Here is a 20,149-nt window from a genome sequence, read left to right as displayed (position 1 = left end):
GAAAGGTGTACTCGCGGAGGGCTATCCGACCCTGCGGCCGTCTCTCGGCCAATAACGGTCGCGCAGCACCCGTTTGAGGATCTTGCCGCTCGGATTGCGGGGCAGGTCGTCCACGACGTCGACCGTGGTCGGGCACTTGTAATGGGCCAGCTGCCCCCGGCAGTAATCGATGATCTGCCCGGCCTCGAGCGCCGCACCCGGGCGCGCCACCACGACCGCCTTGACCGTCTCGCCCCACTTCTCGTGCGGCACACCGACGACCGCGGCGTCGGCGACATCCGGATGTTCCATGAGGGTGTTCTCGACCTCGGCCGGATAGATGTTCTCCGCACCCGACACGATCATGTCCTTGACCCGGTCGGTGATGTAGAGATAGCCGTCGTCGTCGAAGTAGCCGGCGTCGCCGGTGCGCAGCCAGCCGTCCTCGGTGACGGCGGCCGCCTGCTCGGCGGGCCTGTTGCGGTAACCGGTCATGAGCAGATCGCTGCGAGTCCACACCTCCCCGACCTGCCCGGACGACAGCCGTTCGCCCGCGACCGGGTCGAATACGGCGACCTCGACGCCGTCGACGGGCCGCCCGGCGGAGGTCAATCTGTGCGCCGGAGCGTCTGCCGTGTGATCGGCCGGCCACAGGAAGGTGATGGGCCCGTTGCTCTCGGTCATGCCGTAGGACTGGGTGAGCTCGCAGCCGAACACCTGCCGGGCCTCCGCGAGCACAGTCGTCGAGGTCGGCGAGCCGCCGTAGATGATCATCTTCAGGTGCGAGTAGTCGACCTCGGATGCCACGGGGTCGCGCGCCAGCATCTGCAGCACCGCCGGCACCACGAGCGCATGTGTGACGCAATGGGTTTCGAAAAGCCGCAGCACCTCGGCGGGCACGACCTCGTTCACATACAGCGCGTGCGCGCCGCGCGCGAGACACAGGAACAGCCATCCGCTGCCGGACAGATGGAAGGTCGGGGCGGGCACGAACACCACATCGTCGGGCCCGATCGACCACGGCGCGGTTTTGGCCAGGTTGGCGCTCACGCTGCGGTTGGCCAGCTGGACGCCCTTCGGCCGTCCGGTGGTGCCCGAGGTGTAGAAGAGGAAGGCGATATCCTCCGGCTCCGGCTCACCGCCGGGATCCACGGCGCTCTGCCCATCGAGCCAGGCCCGCAGCGGCGTGGCCACCCCGTCGACCACCAGGCAGTCGCCGTCGCCGGGCTCTCCCGCGGGCAGGCCGAGCAGCGGCAGCAGCTGCGGTTCGCACACGATGGCCGCGGGTTCGGCATCGGCGAGGATCTCCGCCATCTCCGGCCGTGCCAGACGCCAGTTCAGCGGCGCTCCCGCCGCCCGCACCTTCGAGGCGCCGACCAGCACGGTTGCCCAGGTGCGGGTGTCGCGGCCGAGAAAGGCGATCCGGTCCCCCGCCCCGACATCGAGCCCGCGCAGCCCGTTGGCGAATCGCGAAGTCAGCTCGTCGAGTTCGCGATAGGTCAGCGCCCCTCGGCCACCCACCGTAATGGCGGTCGCGTGCGGGCGAACCCGCGACCAGTGCCGCACCATATGTGCCAGTGACGCATCGACCTTCATCGGACTCCTGTGTTTCTGCGGGACCGCGCTGTCCGTCCGCCCGAAATGTAAATCTGATGTCATAATCATGTCCGAGGATTGCGCGACTGGCAAGACCCGATCTGCGATCGATCAGACCCGGTCGGCGGGCTTCCAGTAGATGGCGCGGTACCAGATGTCGGTGAGCGCGGCGACAGCCTCGTCGTCGTCGACGTCGGGAGCACCACCGGCGAGGTGGTCGTAACAGAACTGATTGAGCATGGACACGATCGCCGAGGCCGTGACCCGCGGCACCAGGTCCGGGCAGTAGCCCTCGTCCTGCGCACGCACGATGGATTCCGCGATGCCGGCCACCGCGTCGTCACAGAGTTCGCGCCAGTATCGGGCGAACTCGTCGTTGACCATCGCCAACTGGCTGACGCCGACCATCTCGGCGAGGCGCTCCCGATAGGTGTCCCAATGCGCCTGCACGGACCGCGCGACTCGTTCCCGATGCGACAGACCAGGACCGTATGCGGGCCGCGCACGACGGCTCGCCTCGACCTTGAACTCCTCGGCCCAGTGTGCGAGCAGGTCTTCCTTGGAGTCGAAGTAGTTGTAGAACGAGGCGGGCGAACGCCCCGCTTCCTTGGCGATGTCCGGAATCGTCATCTTGAGAAAGCCTTTGTCGGCGATCACCTTTCGTGCCGCAGCTTCGATCGCGGCCAAGGTCTCCCGGCCACGAATCGTCGGGCGCGCACGTTCGGTCATATCCGGACTCCTCACCTCGTCGGACACGACGATAGCGGCCGGAGCGACAGGGCCGCAGGAGGCAGGAGGCAGGAGGCAGCCTATGGCCGTTTTATGAATCTGATGTTAACCTCAGATTCATAAAATCACGGCAGCCAGGAGGACGGCGATGACGCGAGAGAATCCAGAATTTCAGCTCAGGGGCTTCAATCATGTCGCGCTGGTCTGTTCCGACATGGCGCGAACGGTCGAGTTCTACACCGGAGTCCTGGGGATGCCGTTGATCAAGACGCTGGACCTCCCCGACGGACAGGGCCAGCATTTCTTCTTCGATGCCGGCGGCGGAAACTCCCTGGCGTTCTTCTGGTTTCCCGACGCCCCCGAACCGGTCCCCGGCATCTCCGCGCCGGTCGCCGTGCCCGGATTCGGCGAATGGTCCAGCGCCATCGGCTCACTCAACCACGTCGCCTTCGACGTCCCCGCGGACAAGTTCGACGAGTACCGCGCCGAACTCAAGGCCAAGGGCATCAAGGTCGCCCCCGTCGTCAATCACGACGAAAGCCCGACGCAGGTCGCCACCACCATGCACCCCGGCGTCTACGTCCGCTCGTTCTACTTCCAGGATCCGGACGGGATTCTGCTCGAATTCGCTTGCTGGATGCGCGATTTCACCGAGGCGGACGTGGCGCACGCACCGCGGACCCGGGCCGACCGCACCCTGACCGCCTGACAGCGGGCCCGTCGCCCGAAGGGACATCTCATGCAGAGCTGGATACACGTGCTGGAGTGGCGGGCCATCGGGCGGCGCGACCGGCCCGCGCTGCGCGACGCCGACAACGCCTACACCTACGGCGAACTCCTCGCCGAAGTCGAGCGGCGGGCCGGTGGCTGGGCCGCGCTGGGCATCGGCTCAGGTGATGTGGTCGCGGTCATCGCACGCAACAGCGCGGCCTACCTCATCCAAGCGCTGGCCCTGATGCGGGCCGGGGCGCTCCCCGCCCTGATCAACTGGCGGCTGTCCGCACACGAGTTGACGCCGCTGCTCGCCATGCTCGATCCGGCGGCGGTACTGGCCGGCCCGGATCTGGTCTCCACGGTGGATGCCGCCGAACTCCCCCATCGGGTCGAGGCCAGGGTCGTACTCGCCGGCCAGGGAGACGACGGCTGGCGACCGGAGGCCACCGCGGCCGCACCGCCGCGCCCGGTCGAGCGGCTCACCTCCGATTCGGTGTTCGCGCTGATGCACACCAGCGGAACCACCGGTCGGCCCAAGCTCATCCCGCTCGATCACGGATCGCTCATCCGGTCACTGTCCGGCTTCGCCCTCGATATCGGCGACCAGGTCACCGGATCGCGGCACCTGCAGATCATGCCGCTGTTCCACCTGGCCGGCTTCGCCCAGGCGATGCAGGTCATGCTGACCGCGGGGACGCTGACCGTGCACGACACCTTCGACGCCGCCGCGGTGGTGGACACGATCGAAGCCGAGGGCATCGAGTTCTTCACCGCCGGACCGACTCTCATCGATATGCTCGTCGACGAGGTCCGCTCCCGCGACCACCGGCCCGACCTGTCCGCGCTCGTGGAAATCCAGTACGGCTCGGCACCGATCACCCCTGCCCTGCTGCGCGCGGCCGTGGAAACCCTCGGCTGCCGGTTCCGGCAGATCTACGGCGGCACCGAATGCCAGTCGTTCGTGAGCCAACTGCTTCCACACGACCACACCCCCGAGAGCCCGTATCTGACGAGCGCCGGCCAGCTCACCCTCGGCTGGGAGGCCAGGGTGACAGCCCCGGACGGCACCGATGTGGCGGCCGGCGAGCCGGGCGAACTGCTCATCCGCAGCGAGAATCTGTTCCCCGGGTATTGGGGCGATCAGGACGCGACCGATGCGGCCTTCACCGACGGCGGCTGGTACCGCACCGGCGATATCGCCCGGCTCACCGCCGATCGGTATCTGTTCATCGTCGACCGCGCCAAGGACATGGTGATCAGCGGCGGCGAGAACATCTACCCCGCCGAGGTCGAGTTCGCGCTGGCCGAGCACCCCGACGTCGCCGAGGTCGCCGTGATCGGTCTCCCCGACGGGAGATGGGGCCAGCGCGTACACGCCGTCGTGGTCCCGAACAGCGGCACGACGGTGACCGAGGCGGATCTCGTTCAGTGGTGCCGTGGGCGGCTGGCGCACTTCAAGTGCCCGCGTTCGGTGGAATTCGCCGACGAGCTGCCGCGGGGCGCGACCGGCAAAGTGCTCAAGGCCGAACTGCGCGCCGGACACCGATAACCCGCTGACCGATCCCCACCGCGCCACACCCTTGCCGCCGGCGACAGTGCGGGCAGGACGTGCCGACCGACGAGGTAGGCGACCTGAACGAGGGTAAAGTTCATGCGTTCAGCAACGGAACGGCGGTTCCGTCAGGGCGACAGCGGCGCGGTAGCGGAAAACTGGCCGCGACCGAATGGGGAGTGTATGGCCAGGACAGCGCGCGGCCGCGCGACGCGAGAAGCGTTCCGGGAGGGTGCCCGCCGGGTCTTCACCCGGGACGGCTACCTCAACGCCCGCTTGAGCGATATCGCCGCCGAAGCGGACCGATCGCCCGCGTTGCTCTACCAGCACTACGACGGCAAGGAAGCACTGCTGGCGGAGCTCGCCGAAGACTTCAGCGAAAAGCTCCAGGCCAAGATCGCCGAGCCCTACCGCAGCGGCCTCACCCCGATCGCCGCGCTGCGGGAGGCGATCCGGTTGTTCTGGCTGCACTACCGCGAACATCTGGCCGAGGTCATCGGAATCAGCCAGGCCGCGATGATCGACCCCGCGTTCGCGGCCCGGTGGCGCGAGATCCACCGCAGCGCAACAGAACTCATCGCGCGCGACATTCGCGCGGCCCAGTCCGCGGGGTACTGCCCCGGCCTGCATCCCGAGATCGCCGCGTCCGCACTGACCGCCATGATCGAACAGTTCTGCCTCACCTGGCAGTACCAGAACGACGACCCCCACATCGAGCTCACCGACGAGACCGCCGTCGAGACGCTGTGGCAGCTGTGGGGTCACGCGGTGTACTGGACCGACCCGCTCCCGGCGACCTCGACCGCCAGGTGACCTCGACGCCTGTCGACAGACATTCTCTGTGCTCGCTCACTGTCGGGACTGAAGCTCGAACCGCCCGGCCAGAAGTTCCTGAACGTGGATCTTCGCGTGGGTCACCGGTATGCGATAGCGGGTCTCACGACGCTGTGCCGAGATCTGCTTGGCGGGCCGGTCACGATATCTCCAGCGTGCCCACGGAGACTGCGGCCGGGCCAGCCGGATCGCGCCGACGATCAGCAGGGGCGGAAAGAACAGCCCGATGAGCCCGGTCCAGAGCTTGCCTTTGAAGAGGGTCACGAACGCCAGCGCGTACTGCAGGATCAGGAACCCGATATCGGCGGCCAGGACGGCTGCTCCGTCGCGCTCGAGATCGCCCTCGGCAAGTCCCAGCGGATGCACGCCGAGCACGAACAGGACGGAGATGGCGAAGGCGACGAATACCGCGTCGACACTCGCGCGGCCCTCTTCGCTCCAGTACACGTCGCGCAGGTGGAGTATGAGCGCGAATTCGTCGAGGACCAATGCCGAACCGACTCCGAATACCGCCGCGAGGATGCAGTTGGCGACGGGGGTCTCATAGTTCGCGAGCGCGACGAAACCGAGGCCGGACGCGAGCATCATCACCAGCCCGAAGACAACGTGATGAATGTGCAGCCCACCTGGGGTCACATTGCCGGGCCACCAGCTCACTTCGGCTCGGATGAGCCGCGTACTGATCCGGATGAACGCGAAGGCCAGCGTGAAGGCGACCATCATCGCGAACAGCGGCAGCCGTCCGGTGTCGACGATGGTGGTGCTGAACCAGTGCGTCATCGGCGTCCGAACGCCGGCGCGATCGGGGGTTCGATCGCGGTGGCTTCTTCCATGGCGCGACACCTGCGCATACTGTCCAGTGTCCACCGCGAACACGATCGGCGCACACAACGTCTACGGGCAGATTCCAGCTCACACGGCGGGACCGGGTTCGGGTGCGCGGCCACCATCCCCACCCCGCCGTATTCCCGACACCGCCGCGGATCGGTCACCGAAGTGGGCGTTGTGGTGCGACGCATCGGCACGATGTAACGAGCGTGTTCCTTCCTGTCGGTTCCTTTGACAATCGCCCTGACGCCACTTAAGTTCCACCCTGGCAACGGGCTGTATGCCACGGTTGGTGCTGCAAGGGGCAAGGGATGCCACGATTGGGAACGACGCGCAGATCCCTCCTGCACGCGGCGGGTATCGGCGCGGCGGCGCTCACCGCGGCGGCGTGTACCGGCTTCGCCACCACCGGCGGTGGCGCAATGATCCTGCTGTCCACCCAGTTTCGTCCCACGGACGAGGCCGAACGCTTCCGGTCTCTGCTGGGCCGGACCGCGCCCGGCATCAGCTACGTGACCGTCGAGGAGGGCCCGTTCTCGACGCAGGTGCGCAGCCAGGTGGGGGCGGGTTCGACGAAGATCGGCCTGCTCGCCGGGCTGCACGGCGACCTGGCCCCACTGGCACCGAAATACCTGCAGGACTCGACCGGCCTGCTCATCGATCTCGGAAACCGCGGCTGGTCACCGGATTACCTGCGGCTCGCGAAGTCCGGCACCGACCGCACCTGGTACATCCCCTGGGCCACCGCGAGTTACGTGCTCGCCGCACACGCCGAGGCGCTGGAGCATCTGCCCTCCGGCGTCGATGTCGCGGCGCTGACCTACGACCAATTTCTCGACTGGGCTGTCGCGGCCCGCCGCGCCAATGGCAATCACCCGATGCTGGGCCTGCCCGCGGGCCCGAAAGGGCTGCTGCACAGGTTCACTCAGGGTTATCTGCTGCCGTCGTTCACCGGCGGTCAGATCACCACGTTTCGTTCCGCCGAGGCCGTCACCGCCTGGGAGTACTTGCGCGAGCTGTGGTCCAACTGCGTGCCGGCGAGCACCACCTACGACTTCATGCAGGAGCCGCTCGAGAGCGGCGAGGTGCGCATGGCCTGGGATCACGTGGTGCGCTTGGTGCACGCGCCCGAACGCGATCCCCGGAATTGGCGGATGGTGCCCGCGCCCCGCGGCACACATGGACTGGGCTACATGGCCGTGCTGGCCGGGCTGGCAATTCCCAAGGGCTGTCCGGATTTCGAGCTGGCACAGCGCACGATCACCGCATTCACCCAGCCGGACAACCAGATTGCGCTGCTGCGCTCCAATGGTTTCTTCCCCGCCGTCAGCGCGGCGATCCCACGAGATCTGCCCCCGGCGATCCAACTCGAGGCCGAGGCGGTGCAACGCCAGCAGCGGGCGCCGGGCGCGATCGTCTCGCTGCCACCGGTGGGCCTGGGCCGGCGCGAGGGTGAGGTGAACAAGGTGTTCCAAGACAGTTTCCGCTCGATCGTGCTGGGTGGGGCCGATATTCGATCGACGCTCGATCAGCAGGCACGGGTGTTGCAAAGTATCCTCGACGACCTGAAGGTGCCGTGCTGGGCCCCCGACCCGGTCGCCGAACTGTGCCGGGTGGAGTAACCATGACCGCACGATTGCGCTCCCCGTGGATGCTGCTGCTGCCCTCGCTGGTGCTGATGGCGGCGCTGTTCGGCTGGCCGCTGATACAGGGAGTGCTCGCCGCCTTCGAAGACGGCCACGGGTTCACGCTGGCCCACTGGCATCGTCTGTTCGGTGATCCGTACTTCCTGAAAGCGCTGCGGAATACGTTGTTGCTGCTGGTTATCGTCGTCCCGATCCAGCTGGTGCTCGCCGTCGGGATGGCGCTGCTGCTGCAGGCCCGGCCCGGACTCGCGGGTGGGCACTTCTATCTCTGGTGCCTGCCCTTGGCGATCTCGGAGCTGGCCGCCGGCCTGGTGTGGCTGTCGATCTTCGGCAATCGCGGTTACCTGAATTCGCTGCTGGTATGGCTCGGGGTGTCCCACGACGGGGTGCAGTGGCTGAGCTACCAGCACACCGGCACGATGCTGTTGGCCGTCGTGCTCGCCGAGATCTGGCGCGCCACGTCGCTGGTGTTCGTCATCGTGGTCGCGGGAGTGCAGCTGATTCCGCGCGATTACGAGGAGGCCGCACAGGTTTTCGGCGCGAGCCTCTGGCAGCGGCTGCGCCACGTCACGCTGCCGCTGCTCGGACCGAGCCTGCAGGCGGCGCTGATCCTGCGAACCATCCTGGCGCTGCAGGCCTTCGCGGTCGCGCAGGCCCTGACCGGGCGCGATTTCCCGCTGCTGGTCGGCGAGACCTACCAGTGGTATGCGAATCTGCAGAATCCCGCGGTGGCGAGCTGCGTTTCCCTTGTCGTGCTGGCCATTTCACTCGGCACCGCGGCGTTGTATCTGCGGACCGTGCGACAGCCGAAGGATGCACGATGAGCGAGGTGTTCCCGGGCACCGGTGCCGCCGAGTCGCGAACTGCCCTACCGCCGGTCGATCGAGCACCGCTACGCAGGCGGCGGTGGCGGGCCGTGGGTGTCCAGCTGGGATGCATCGCGGTGACGGTGTTCATGGCGTTGCCGATCGTGCTCATCGGGCTCTCGGCGGTGTCCTCGCGCGAGACTCTGGACAGGTTTCCGAAACCGTTGATCCCCGATCACTTTTCGGTCGAAACGCTGTCGTCGTTCTTCCGGGCGACGGGAACGGCGCCCGCTTTCGGTAACTCGGTGCTGGTCGGGCTCTACACGGTGTTCTGGTCACTGGTGATCGGCGCGCCCGCGGGATATGCGCTGGCGCGCTACGCGTTCCGCGGTAAGGACACCTATCAGGTGTTCATTCTGCTGGTGCGCGCGTTGCCGATCGTGGTGCTGTCGGTGCCGCTGGCGACGATCTTCCTGCACGCCCACGTCTACGACACAGTGCTGGCCGTGACACTGGTACACACCACCCTGGCCCTGCCGACCACCGTACTCATCACCGCGAGCATCTTCGTCGCGGTGCCGGCCGATCTGGAGGAAGCCGCGCAGGTCTTCGGCTGCACACGCTGGCAGGCCGCCCGCACAGTGGTGGTGCCGCTGGCGCTTCCGGGGCTGGCCGCCTCGTCGATCTTCACCTTCGTGCTGTCCTGGAACGAGATCCTGGGAGCGACGATCGTGACATTGGGCCACCGCACGCTGCCGGCACAGGTGCTCACCTCGCTGTCGGAGGCGTCGGCGCCGTACCGTTTCGCGGGCGGGTTCGCGCTGATCATCCCGGCGCTGTTGTTCATCCTGGTGATGCGCCGCTATCTGGTGAATATGTGGGGGACGACGCTTCGATGAAAGACCTTCCGACGACAGGGATCCGCGATGGCTGAGGTGGTCCTGCGTGACCTGGTGAAGACCTATCCCGGCGGCGCGGCCCGCGCCACCGACGAGGTATCGCTCACGGTCGACGACGGCGAATTCGTGGTGCTGCTCGGGCCTTCCGGCTGCGGCAAGACGACATTGCTGCGGATGATCGCCGGACTGGAGGTGCCGGACTCGGGGCAGATCGTGATCGGCGGCCGGGACGTCACCTATCTCGAACCGCGACGGCGCAACCTGTCGATGGTGTTCCAGTCCTATGCGGTGTTCCCCAACAAAAAGGTCTCCGACAACATCGGTTTCGGGCTGCGCATGCACGGGGTGTCAGGCGAGGAGGTGCGGCGCAAGGTCGCTTGGGCCGCCGAACTACTGCAGCTCACACCGTATCTCGATCGCTATCCGGCGAAACTGTCCGGGGGGCAGCGCCAGCGGGTCGCGGTGGCCCGCGCGATCGTGATGGACGCCGATGTCCTGCTCATGGACGAGCCTTTGTCGAATCTGGATGCCCTGCTGCGCATGTCGTTTCGCGCCGAGTTGAAGAAGCTGGTCGCCGAGCTCGGCACCACCACGATCTACGTCACGCACGACCAGGTGGAGGCGCTGTCGCTGGGCGATCGGGTGGCGGTCATGCGCGCGGGCGTGGTGGTTCAGTGCGGCGCACCCACCGACGTATACGACGATCCCGCAACGGAATTCGTCGGCGCCTTCCTCGGCGGCCCGCCCATGAACTTCCTCACCGGCACGATCACGGCCGGCGAGTCCGGCCCCCGTCTCGACCTGGGCGGCCGATCACTGCCCGCACCCGCTGCCCTGTCCACCTTTGCCGGGAAGGCGATCAGGCTCGGCATCCGCCCCGAGTCCATCGTCGTGAACGGCGAGCACCGAGGCCACGCGGTAGAGGCCGAACTCCAGGTTTTCGAACCCCTCGGCTCCGCCACCCTGCTCACCACGACCCTCGCCGGACAGACGGTGAGAGTCCAAGCGCCACCGACCTTCCGCGCCGAACCCGGCACTGTGCTGTCACTCCTCCTCCCCTGGCGATCCTGTCGCTGGTACGACCCCGAGACGGGCCTGCTGCTGCCGATCGATCGCACCTAGCGCGCCGACGAAGCTACTTCGAACCGCGGACCTGTTCACGCATCGAGAGACGGTGTGGCTCGTCGGTGACGGTCGATATCGGCGGGTCGAGGCGGATCGTCAGACTGCGGGTGGGACAGCGACGACCTTGCCGTGGATCTCGCCCGCGTCGGCCTGCCGATGGATCGCGGGCAGCTCGCTCAGCGGCACGCGCCGGGCGATCTCGACGTGAAGATCACCGCGGTCGACGAGGGCGACGAGGTGCGCGAGCACGTCGGCGTCGGGGTGGACGAAGATCGTGGCCGAGCGCACGTTTCGCTCGTCGTCGCCGGGCGTCGTCACGGTCGGTGTCGTGGAGACGACCACGCCGCCATCACGGACGCGCGTGACCAGGGCGGTGAATCCTTCAGGGGTGATCGGGGCCAGATTGAGCAGCACATCGACCGGCTCGGTCACCGCGTCGAGCACGGCGGTGGCCGTGTAGTCGATGATCTCGTCCGCACCGGCCGCCTTCACGATCTCGCCACTGCGCGGGCTCGCCGTGGCGATGACGTACGCACCCGCGCGCTTGGCCAGCTGCACGGCGTACCCGCCCACCGGGCCGCCGGCACCGTTGATCAGCACCCGTTGCCCGGCCTCGAGCTCGCCCGCCTCGAAGAGTGCCTGTGACGCGGTGAGCCCGACCGACGGCAACCCGGCCGCCTCGGCCAGCGGGATGCTCGTCGGAGCTTTCACCAGCGCTTCCACCGGGGCGACGACGTATTGCGCTGCCGAGCCGTCGGCATTCATGGGTATGAACCCGACGACGTTCTCACCCACGGTGCGGCCGTCCACCCCGTGGCCGATCGCGTCGATCGTGCCGGACACGTCGTAGCCCGGAACGTGCGGCAACGTCACCGGGATCGGCAGAAAGCCGCCGCGGATTCCGGCGTCGGCCGGGTTGAACGCCGACCCGGCCACCTGGATGCGCACCTCACCGGCACCGGGGACCGGCAGGTCCGCGTCTTCGTAGCGCAGAACCTCCGAGCCGCCGGTTTCGTGGAACCGTACTGCCTTCATGGTCTTCCCCTTCCGATTGCTTACTTCGAATTCGAAGCAACTGTCGATTACGCTAGCACTGCTTCGAACTCGAAGCAAATGCTTCGAGTTCGAAGTACTGATAGGCTCGGCTCATGCCCTCGTCGCCGCCGTCCTTGGATGCCACCCAGTTGGGCGCGTACTTCGCCCTCATCGAGGCGAGCAGCCTGCTGAAGCACGCCGTCGAGCAGCAGTTGCGGGAGGCCGGGGATCTCAGCTACGTGCAGTTCCAGCTCCTGGCCAGCCTCGGCGATTCCCCGGGGGGCAGTCGGCGGATGACCGATCTGGCCGACGGCGTCGTCTACAGCCGCAGCGGATTGACCTACCAGGCCCAAACACTGGAGAAGCGGGGCCTTGTGACCCGCACGCTGTCCTCCGATGACGAGCGCAGCATCACCGTCACCATCACCGACGAGGGCCGCGCCGTGCTCGCGGGGGTCTTCCCCGGTCACGTCACTGTCATCGACGACCTGCTGTTCGCCCCACTGTCCCGCTCCGACATCGAGACACTCGCCGATATCCTCACCCGCGCGCGAGACCACATGCGTCGGACGCCGCCGCGGTCGGCCGAACCACGGCGGCGCAGGAAAGCGGCCGGGACGGACCGACCTGCGTAGAGCGACAGGGTACGCCGCGACCGCTGCATCGGTTCGCACGACGGAGCCGCCGGGGGTGAGGCCGGATCGGATCGCGGCCGACTTCGGGATCCATTGCCTTCGAGTGCAATTCGAGAATCGCAGCCCCGAGCCACGGGCCATCGACGTCGATCCAGGAGAGGATTATCGAGGCTTGGCAACTCGTCGAGTGCTCCATGACCTCGAACAAGAGCGACGTCGAGGCACACCGAGGGCCCGCTCTCGGGGCGGCTCCGCACGGGCACCGGCGGCGGGCGGCCTCTGCTCGACATTCGACCAGCGCGACGGCCGGCACGGCGCTACGCTGAAACACGTCCCGCGCTCCTTGCGGACGTCGTGAAGTGGTCTGGTTGGTCCGGGCGATTCAGCCCGGTAGTAGGGCCGGTCCCGAAGCAATGGTGGTCGTTCGTAGCCTCGACAGCGGAGGCGGCCGGCTTCCCGCATGAGGGGAGTTGCTTCACGCGCTCCCTCGGACGACGAGGGAGAGTGGCACGGATGAGTAGTGCTGCGACGGTGAATCAGAACGTCAATTCGATGATGACTCTGTGCGCCTTTTCGCCGATCGCCGCCGTTCCGCTTCCGGACGGTGAGACGTCGGCGCAGCAACAGCAGCGAATGCTCGACGGAATCAGATCGATGATGGCCGAGACCCCGGGCCTCGACTCGTGGAAAGTCGTGTGGCTGGGGCTGAGTTCCTTTCGCGCGAACATGGCGTTCGTGGTCCAGAACGTGAAAGACCCCTCGGAGCTGGCAGTCTGCTTCCGTGGGACGGTGTTCAGCTCGCTCATAGATCTGGCCGAGGATTTCGAGGTTTTCACGCAGGTGCCGTTCCCGCGGGGCGGCACGCCGCCTCCCGGTTCGGCACCCGTGATCGCGAAGGGCGCCTCGGCCGCCTTCGACGACATCATGGCGGCGAGGTGTGTTCTCGGGCTGCCGGGCGGATCCGGGACGCTGGTGTCCGCGCTGCAAACTCTCTGCGGTACGAGTGAACCGGCTACCGTTCACCTCACCGGCCACAGCCTCGGCGGCTGCCTCGTCACGACAGTGGCGTTGTCTCTGCAGTCCCAGTTCGCGAAGATCAACCCCCACGTCACGTTCGACACCTATACCTTCGCCGCCCCGACTGCCGGAAACCAGGCCTTTGCCACGTGGTTCGACAACCGGTTCCCCAATGGCCAGGCGACATGGAACAAATACGACGTGGTCGCGAACGTGTGGTGGAACCTGGGGCCGGGACCGACCAGCATCCAGTCCTTCTTCCCCGACCCCGGCCCCTACGCGAGCGAATGCACGGATGAGAAAGGCCAGACCGTCCAGGCCCAGATCCAGGACCTCGCGCAGAAGCTGGTCAAGAGCGGCGTGTCACCGTACGTGCAGCCGACTCAACAGCCTCCGCTGAACACCGACTACGCGGTCCACTCATCCGACGCGCTCGGCAAGACCGAGCAGGATTGGATGGGCCAGCTCGCCTATCAGCACGCCAACAACACCTACCTCAGTCTCCTCGGGGCGCCGACCGTGAACATCGATGTGCCCCAGATCAAGTCGGTGTCCCCCACCAGCGGTCGGGCGGGCACGCCGGTGACGATCGCGGTCCCGTCGACCACCGCGTTCGCCTCGGCCTGTGTGGTCTACTTCGGGTCCGCGCGCGGGACCGACGTCAAGGTCGGCGACAATTCGATCACGGTCACCGCGCCGCGCCATCTCGGGATCGAGAAGACCGTCGCCATCGCCGTCACGAACCTGTTGACCATCTCCGACACGAAGAAGACCGCCGTCAACGAGTTCACCTACAACAACCAGGCCGGTTGAACCCACTGCTCGTGACGAAGTAGCGACCGGTGACGGTTCCCATCGCGAGTGCACCCGTCGCCACGTGCGCAACACGTGCGGCGGGTGCTACGCACGACCGCGGCCGGCGGTCTGCCGTTCGCCGGGACCTACGACCCCACGGATGGCGCGGTCGCCGAACGCGTCGACATCGTCCACACCTCCGGCCGCGCACCGAAGTCACAACAGCCTTCGCCGCGATGTCACAGTCGGCCGGGCTGCTCCGTCGACTCTGTAGCAGGCGCCAGCGGGTGCCACACACCACCGACACCTACGGAGTTCCGGTGACCGCTTCCGCGCAGACCGCCCCCGTCCTCGTTCGCGCCGACGAGGCCGAGGCCGAACTGCTCGTGGTCTTCACTCCGGGATTGCACCGGTTCGACTTCTACCGGCTGCTCGAGCGGTGCACCGCGGCGAAGCGAGCGTCGAGGAGATCCGCGCGAGCTCGCAACACTGCGACAACCAGTACGTCGACAGCCCGATCTGGCGCGACGAGCTCGCCCAAGCCTGATCACCCGAACCTGCACGCCGACATGATCATTGACGCGGTGACGCAGTGATCCCTCAACAGCCGCCACACGGCGCGCTCTCGAAACAGGTGCACCTGCGATGACAACCGCAGCGTCGGAGCTGCTCCGACGCACCGGTCAGCGCACCGCGAGAGGCGACCCGGATGAGAAACGAATTCACGGCCATGACCTCCCTCGGATCGGGGCTGGTTCATCCGGGGCCCACCGTGCGGACCAGGTCCGCGTGCTGGGGCCTGCCCTGCCGCTGCTCCGCCCTGCGTGCGGGTGCGCCCGAAAAGGGCGCACCACGGGCGTAGACACGCTGTCACCTGACTGTGGCGCGGAACGCAGGCAGGCAATCGGAAAGTACCTGGTAGTGGTGGCGGGTACCCACACCGAGCTGTGCGATGAACGTGCGCGCATTTGCCAATTGTTGCCTGATCCACGCGGGACGCGAAAGTCTGGCAGCTGGGGGGGCTACAGTTGGTGTCGGGTCGCGGCTGTGTGAGTGCGCGTCGGTACGCGAAGTGCGGAGCGCGCCGCGCCTTCGATGGGATGTATCGCTATGGCTGACCGCGCAGAATTGTTTCGTCGTTTGCAGTTCGAGCATCGCTCGGCACTGTGCAGGTACGCGAATGTTCTGACGCGTGATCACGGCCAGCGTGAAGAAATCGTGCAGGAAACGTTCGTTCGTGCGTGGCTGCGGCCCGAGGTGTTGGATCAATCCGGCATCTCGGTTCGCGCCTGGCTGTGCACGGTGGCGCGCAATCTGGCGATCGACGCTCACCGCAGCGCCCGGAACCGGCGTGAACTTCCGACCGCGACGGTGCCCGAGCGGGCGCGGGGACCGGACGAGTTCGGACGAGTTCTCGATTCGTGCGTGCTCGCCGATGCCCTCGGTTCGCTGGATATTCGCCAGCGCGTGGTGATCGTTCTGGCCTATTTCGAGGGACGGTCGACCGATGAGATTGCGACCGAGCTCGATATCCCGCCCGGGACGGTGAAGTCACGCATGCACTTCGGGGTCGCACGGCTCAGGCAATCGCTACGCGACCTTGGGGTGAACGGATCGGTGACATGCGCGTGATCGACCGCACGCCACTCGAATTCACTCGCTCACCGGATCGAGGGTAAAAGGCCGTGCGTTTCCCTGCCAAGTATCGTCGAGCACCGATGCGGCGGCCCCATGTCATCGATCACCGGTCTTTGACCGACAGGTCGTCCAGTGTGGTGGTGCTGTCGCCCCATCTCGACGATGCCGTCTTCGCCGTCGGCGCGTTCATCGGCTCCGAGACCGCCGCGGGCGTACCGGTCGTCGTGCAGACCATCTACTCGGGTGATACCGCGGTGAGGGCGACCACCCGACGACAGAGGGCTTTTGCCGATTATTCGGTCAGGTGCACCGAGGATGACGAGGCGCTGCGGATATTGGGCGCATCGTCGCGCCGGATCGGCTTGCGGGAACGACTGTTCCGGCCGCCACCGTTGCGTACGCCGGCGCAGATCTTCAGGACCCCGCGGTCGGCCGGCGAGTTGGGTGATGTGGACTCGATCCAGGCCACGATTCACGACACTCTGGCCAACCCCGGCGTCGTGGTCATGGCTCCGCTCGGAGTCGGTAATCACGTCGACCACGTCGCCGTCGCCGTCGCGGCATTGCGGTGCGCGGTGGGAAACGGCGGCGTGGGCAGAATCGCGTTCTACGAAGATTTCAACGCCTTGTCGGAGTGTTCGCGGCGGCGACATCCGGTAGCACGCACCGCGCCGTTTCCTTGGCGCGACGCGCCCGGCTGGGCAAGTCCGCGCAGCGGTCTGGGCATGGAGGCGATGTCGTTGCTCGCAGCCGGGCCGGCGGCGACCGACTACCTCCGCCAGGAGAGCGCGGGCGTCGGCCTCGACGAGTGGAATTGGATTCCGTACACGGTTCCCGCCGCCGAATACGAGCAGGTGAAGCTCGACGCCGTGTGTGAATATCGCAGTCAGACAAAAGTTCTCGGCGGTGAGAGACAACTGTGTGCGATGATCCATCGCTCACTCGCCCGCCGCGGTGGCGAGGTCGTGTGGCGTCTACTCCGGCGGAGTGCGCGATGATTTCGGCGCGTGTGGCCGCGGTGCTGGCGATTATCGTGCTGGTGTCGGCGTGGATGGGAACCGCCGCCGCCGAACCCGCGCGGGCTCCCGGCGGCGCCGCCCGCATCGATCACATCGTCCCGATCACCGACCGATGGTTGCAGGTGTTCGTCGATTCACCCGCGATGGGGCGGATCGTGCAACTCGACGTGCTGCTTCCCACCGGATCGCACTCACCGCGCCCCACGGTCTACCTGCTCGAGGGCGGCGACAGCGTGCTGCCCGACCAGAACGATTGGACCTACGAGGGCGGCGCGATCTCGTTCTTCTCCGACAAGGATGTCAATGTCGTGCTGCCCGTCCACGCCCCGGGCAGCTACTACACCGATTGGCAACACGACGATCCGGTGCTCGGCCACCAGAAGTGGGAGACGCTGCTCACCCGCGAGGTTCCGCCCTTGTTCGACGCCCGGTTCGGCGGCAACGGGGCCAACGCCGTCATGGGGGTGTCGATGGGTGCACAGGCTGCGATGATGCTTGCCGAGCGCGGCGCAGATCTGTACCGCGGGGTGGCCGCGTTCAGCGGGTGCTACGCCACCAGCGACCCGGGCGGGCAGGCCGAGCTTCGTTATGTGGTCGGTTCCAAAGGGGCCGAGCCCGACAACATGTGGGGACCGCCCGAGGACCCCGACTGGCCAGCCCACGACGTCGTGGCCAATTCCGGGGCGCTGCGGGGAAAGACGGTCTACGTGTCGAGTGGCAGCGGTGCGCCCGGACCGCATGAGACACCGTCGAATCCGGACCTGACCAATTCGGTCATCGCCGGCGGACCACTGGAATTCGCCGTCAACTACTGCACCAGGCGGCTGCAGGACGACCTGAGCCGGATCGCGGTGCCGGCGACCTTCGACTACACCCCGACCGGCACCCACAGTTGGGCGTACTGGCGAGACCAACTCGTCTCGAGTTGGCCGATCATCGCCCGGTCGCTGGGGATGTGAGCCAAGGTCGTCGAATGCGAATCCTTGTCGTGGCCACACCTTTGATCGGGCACCTGTTTCCGATGATGCCGCTCGCCGAATACCTGCACCGCTCCGGCCACCAGGTGATGATCGCCACCGGCGGCGATGCCATGGTCGCCCGAAAGTCGGGCATCCCCGTGCGAGAAGTGTGGCCGCGGATGTCGATGCCGCCGATCGTTGTGCGCGCTTTGCTGTTGCACCCCGCCGCAGCGCTGCGCTCCGGGCGGGGCATGGCCGATGCCGACGGAGCAGGGCGAGTTTTCGCCGGAATCAACCGGACGGCCGTCGAGCAGGTGGTAGAAGCCACGCGGGCCTTCGCCCCGGACCTCGTCGTCCATGAACCCTTCGCCGCGGCGGGGGCGGTGGCCGCCGCGCGCTGCGGTATCCCGTCGGTCCTGCACAACATCGCCTTCGACAACGGCGCCGAGGTCCGCGAACGAACGTTGCGGCATATGGGGCGGGCCTACCCGGCGACCGACCCCGTCGCCACGATCTCGATCGCGCCGGCCAGTATCGTGTCCGTTCCCGGTCTGCCCCTAAGGCCCGTCCCGTACTCGGCCCCGGGCACCGCCACCGCCGAATGGTTGCTCGAGCCACCCGCCCGGCCCCGAATCCTCGTCACCCGTAGCACCATGCTCGGAAACGGGCCGAACGCGATGATCACCTCGATCCTGCGCGCGGCCCCGGCCGTGGACGCCGAGTTCGTCATCGTCCGTCCGAACCGGACAATCCAGCGCGCGAACGACCTGCCGCCCAACATCCTCACGGTCGGCTGGACCGTCCTGTCGGACGCATTGCGACACTGCCACGGCGCAGTCAACCACGGCGGCGCCGGATCCATCTACGCCGCACTCGCCACCGGTGTCCCGCAACTCGTCACACCCGCGCCCGGCGACCGACGCTGGAATGCGACGCTCATCGAACGGCGAGGAGCCGGGCTGTCCCGACGACCTCACCACATCGACGCCGCCGCGCTGACGCGACTGATCACCGACGGCGACCTCGCCGCTACGGCGACACAGATCGCCGCCGAAATCCAGGCCATGCCACCGGTGGCAGAGCTGGCATCCACGGTCATCGCCGCGGCCGCACCATGAACCGGCGGTCGCGGCCCGGTCGAGATCATGCCGCTGCTCGGAACTCGGACCACTGGGTGTGGAATTCTTCGCCACCCATCGCCTGCCGCTCGCGGCAGCCGCCGACGCCTACCGAATGTTTCAGCACAAATCCGATGGTGCGGTGAAGATCTTGCTCGACCCCGGCCTCGAGGGCAGTCGGGGACACACCAGCACTCATGAACACGGCCGATCCATACCGAGCTCCTCCGACGATCCCCCCTCCGGCAGCCCGCCGGCACGAACACCGGATAGAGATCCGCGACGACCGACGGCTGAGATACCCAGCGGATTCTATTGCCGGACTTCAGGTTCCATAGAACTCATCGAGCAAGGGCTGAATCGCGGCCTTCGCTTCGAGAGAGGGGTCCAGAACAGCGGCTGACCGCAGCGCCGCGCCTGCCAGCTCGATCAGACGTTCGACCACCGCCTCCACGGGGAACGGCTCATCGTTCTGCAACCAATACACGGCAGCCTCGTCGATCGCGCCGACAACCGACCGGAGCATCATACGCAGCGCCTGGTTCCGAGAGTCGAGACCCAGCAGTGAGATCCAGGCTTCGATCGTTTGCCAGCGCCCTGCCTCGAGCATTTCCCAAGCCTCGGGATCTGCGCCTCGACCGCCGAGCACCAGGCGCAATGCGAGCCCTCGATGGGCGGCCAGATATCGGAATTGCGCAGTGAAGGCACTGCGGAGCTGTTCGACCGGCGACATACCGGGGCGCAGTATGTGGGTCTGCAAGACGCGATTCGACGTCTCCCGTACCGCCTCCAGGTAGAGGCCACGTTTGGTACCGAAGTAGTGGAATACCAACCCGTGGGCAGCATCGGCAGCCTGGCAGATGTCCGCCACCGCAACCTCGTCGTAACTGCGTTCTGCGAACTTTTCGACCGCCGCATCGATGAGACGTCGCCGGGTTTCGGCAGCCCGCGCAGCCCGCGAGGTCAGCCGGCCCCCATCGGTCGTGCTTGTCATCGCGCCCTCCATCGCCGAACACTCACAGAGCCCGATAGTGCACCCCGACCTGGCATAACACAAGTTGATTCGAAGTCATTGACATTGAATCAACGAACTGCTTACACTGCCGAGAACAATAACGGCAACACTGTTACCGACATGTTGGATGTGGCGAACACCCTGCCCCGTATAGAGATTGGAGAAGCGATGATCCCTGACGGTCGCCTGCTGCCGCGGGACGGAAGCGGG

The 20,149-nt window shown here is 66.8% G+C and carries 18 protein-coding genes and 1 pseudogene; 14 read left to right on the top strand and 5 right to left on the bottom strand.

Translation table 11 applies throughout. The features are described 5' to 3' along the window. Positions 1 to 21: 21 nt before the first annotated feature. Together LKD76_RS15025 and LKD76_RS15020 are read right to left on the bottom strand one after the other, a co-directional pair. Positions 22 to 1,575: a long-chain-fatty-acid--CoA ligase gene (locus LKD76_RS15025; RefSeq protein WP_227981953.1), complete on the bottom strand. Its 1,554-nt coding sequence runs from the start codon at positions 1,573 to 1,575 to the stop codon at positions 22 to 24. Positions 1,576 to 1,686: 111 nt separating this feature from the next. Continuing rightward, entirely contained in the window at positions 1,687 to 2,304 is a 618-nt protein-coding gene (locus LKD76_RS15020; protein WP_227981952.1) for a TetR/AcrR family transcriptional regulator, read from the bottom strand. A gap of 148 nt (positions 2,305 to 2,452) precedes the next feature. Between LKD76_RS15020 and LKD76_RS15015 the strand changes: the two genes are divergently transcribed. From LKD76_RS15015 to LKD76_RS15005, 3 genes are all read left to right on the top strand, one after another. After that, positions 2,453 to 3,013 carry a VOC family protein gene (locus tag LKD76_RS15015; RefSeq protein ID WP_227981951.1) on the top strand — a complete coding sequence of 187 codons (561 nt, stop codon included), beginning with the start codon at positions 2,453 to 2,455 and terminating at the stop codon, positions 3,011 to 3,013. A 30-nt stretch (positions 3,014 to 3,043) separates the two neighbouring features. Beyond that, a complete protein-coding gene (locus LKD76_RS15010; protein ID WP_227981950.1) occupies positions 3,044 to 4,567 on the top strand; it encodes a class I adenylate-forming enzyme family protein in 1,524 nt (507 codons plus the stop codon). Positions 4,568 to 4,753: 186 nt separating this feature from the next. Further along, complete coding sequence (locus LKD76_RS15005; protein WP_227981949.1) at positions 4,754 to 5,383, top strand: TetR/AcrR family transcriptional regulator; 630 nt, start codon at positions 4,754 to 4,756, stop codon at positions 5,381 to 5,383. Between the two features lie 57 nt (positions 5,384 to 5,440). Here the strand turns inward: LKD76_RS15005 and LKD76_RS15000 are convergent. Then, positions 5,441 to 6,184: pseudogene (locus LKD76_RS15000) on the bottom strand (hypothetical protein); the annotation flags it as partial. Between the two features lie 359 nt (positions 6,185 to 6,543). On the opposite strand from LKD76_RS15000, the gene LKD76_RS14995 reads away from it, so the two are divergent. The 4 genes from LKD76_RS14995 to LKD76_RS14980 are packed head-to-tail and all read left to right on the top strand — an operon-like array spanning position 6,544 to position 10,705. Beyond that, positions 6,544 to 7,854 (top strand): ABC transporter substrate-binding protein, encoded by a 1,311-nt coding sequence (locus LKD76_RS14995; protein WP_227981947.1) that lies wholly within the window; start codon positions 6,544 to 6,546, stop codon positions 7,852 to 7,854. Positions 7,855 to 7,856: 2 nt separating this feature from the next. Further along, positions 7,857 to 8,702: a carbohydrate ABC transporter permease gene (locus LKD76_RS14990; protein WP_227981946.1), complete on the top strand. Its 846-nt coding sequence runs from the start codon at positions 7,857 to 7,859 to the stop codon at positions 8,700 to 8,702. Further along, positions 8,699 to 9,583, top strand: a complete 885-nt coding sequence (locus LKD76_RS14985; protein WP_227981945.1) for a carbohydrate ABC transporter permease — start codon at positions 8,699 to 8,701, stop codon at positions 9,581 to 9,583. The genes LKD76_RS14990 and LKD76_RS14985 overlap by 4 nt, the downstream gene beginning before the upstream one ends. 27 nt (positions 9,584 to 9,610) lie before the next feature. Next, on the top strand, positions 9,611 to 10,705 hold the full coding sequence (locus tag LKD76_RS14980) for an ABC transporter ATP-binding protein (RefSeq protein WP_227981944.1): 1,095 nt from the start codon (positions 9,611 to 9,613) through the stop codon (positions 10,703 to 10,705). A gap of 99 nt (positions 10,706 to 10,804) precedes the next feature. Here LKD76_RS14980 and LKD76_RS14975 read toward each other — a convergent pair whose 3' ends face one another. After that, a complete protein-coding gene (locus LKD76_RS14975; protein WP_227981943.1) occupies positions 10,805 to 11,743 on the bottom strand; it encodes an NADP-dependent oxidoreductase in 939 nt (312 codons plus the stop codon). Positions 11,744 to 11,856: 113 nt separating this feature from the next. Here LKD76_RS14975 and LKD76_RS14970 point away from each other — a divergent pair, with 113 nt between their 5' ends. The 7 genes from LKD76_RS14970 to LKD76_RS14940 all read left to right on the top strand — a co-directional run bounded on the left by LKD76_RS14970 (position 11,857) and on the right by LKD76_RS14940 (position 18,924). Further along, on the top strand, positions 11,857 to 12,378 hold the full coding sequence (locus tag LKD76_RS14970) for a MarR family winged helix-turn-helix transcriptional regulator (RefSeq protein ID WP_227981942.1): 522 nt from the start codon (positions 11,857 to 11,859) through the stop codon (positions 12,376 to 12,378). A gap of 654 nt (positions 12,379 to 13,032) precedes the next feature. Further along, the gene (locus LKD76_RS14965) at positions 13,033 to 14,208 is read left to right on the top strand and encodes a lipase family protein (RefSeq protein ID WP_227981941.1); all 1,176 of its coding nucleotides are present in this window, start codon (positions 13,033 to 13,035) and stop codon (positions 14,206 to 14,208) included. A gap of 269 nt (positions 14,209 to 14,477) precedes the next feature. Continuing rightward, positions 14,478 to 14,786 (top strand): hypothetical protein, encoded by a 309-nt coding sequence (locus tag LKD76_RS14960; protein WP_227981940.1) that lies wholly within the window; start codon positions 14,478 to 14,480, stop codon positions 14,784 to 14,786. Between the two features lie 514 nt (positions 14,787 to 15,300). Next, positions 15,301 to 15,822, top strand: a complete 522-nt coding sequence (locus LKD76_RS14955; protein ID WP_227981939.1) for a sigma-70 family RNA polymerase sigma factor — start codon at positions 15,301 to 15,303, stop codon at positions 15,820 to 15,822. Positions 15,823 to 15,941: 119 nt separating this feature from the next. Then, the gene (locus LKD76_RS14950) at positions 15,942 to 16,826 is read left to right on the top strand and encodes a PIG-L deacetylase family protein (RefSeq protein WP_227981938.1); all 885 of its coding nucleotides are present in this window, start codon (positions 15,942 to 15,944) and stop codon (positions 16,824 to 16,826) included. Then, positions 16,823 to 17,806 carry an alpha/beta hydrolase gene (locus tag LKD76_RS14945; protein WP_227981937.1) on the top strand — a complete coding sequence of 328 codons (984 nt, stop codon included), beginning with the start codon at positions 16,823 to 16,825 and terminating at the stop codon, positions 17,804 to 17,806. The genes LKD76_RS14950 and LKD76_RS14945 overlap by 4 nt, the downstream gene beginning before the upstream one ends. 14 nt (positions 17,807 to 17,820) lie before the next feature. Then, on the top strand, positions 17,821 to 18,924 hold the full coding sequence (locus LKD76_RS14940) for a glycosyltransferase (RefSeq protein ID WP_227981936.1): 1,104 nt from the start codon (positions 17,821 to 17,823) through the stop codon (positions 18,922 to 18,924). Positions 18,925 to 19,249: 325 nt separating this feature from the next. Here LKD76_RS14940 and LKD76_RS14930 read toward each other — a convergent pair whose 3' ends face one another. Continuing rightward, complete coding sequence (locus LKD76_RS14930; protein WP_227981935.1) at positions 19,250 to 19,918, bottom strand: TetR/AcrR family transcriptional regulator; 669 nt, start codon at positions 19,916 to 19,918, stop codon at positions 19,250 to 19,252. Between the last annotated feature and the right edge of the window lie 231 nt (positions 19,919 to 20,149).

Source organism: Nocardia spumae (assembly GCF_020733635.1).
Classification (GTDB): domain Bacteria; phylum Actinomycetota; class Actinomycetes; order Mycobacteriales; family Mycobacteriaceae; genus Nocardia; species Nocardia spumae.
Note: the sequence above shows the minus strand (reverse complement) of the source record. Positions and strands in the feature narration are given on the sequence as shown.